The sequence below is a fragment of the Tropicimonas sp. IMCC6043 genome, from assembly GCF_004146235.1.
GTDB lineage: Bacteria > Pseudomonadota > Alphaproteobacteria > Rhodobacterales > Rhodobacteraceae > Tropicimonas.
In genome coordinates this window covers 1-255 of sequence record NZ_SELO01000241.1, presented here as the reverse complement: position 1 = coordinate 255, position 255 = coordinate 1, and the positions used below count along the sequence as shown (strand labels likewise).

The 255-nt window shown below is 62.7% G+C and carries 1 protein-coding gene; it reads right to left on the bottom strand.

All coding sequences use genetic code 11. From position 1 onward, the window contains the following. Positions 1–255 (bottom strand): transposase (locus EU800_RS26520; protein WP_207210040.1); only part of this gene is annotated, 255 nt, incomplete at both ends.

The window sequence follows — 255 nt, the reverse complement described above, 5'->3', positions numbered from 1 at the left end:
TGCCGTCGGTGAATTTGACGCCTTCGATGAGGCGGGGCAACTGGTTTGTGCCGTTGAGCTTGCGCCAGGTCTTCGATGCCGCCCTGACCAGGGTGAAGACCATCAGCTTTGCGGTCTTCTGTGACAGTGCGCCCTTGGTCCGGACGGTGCGGTGCCTTACGGTTGCGAAGACGCTCTCGATCGGGTTCGAGGTCCGCAGGTGGTCCCAGTGCTCGGCCGGGAAGTCGTAGAAGGCCAACAGGGCCTCGGTGTCCT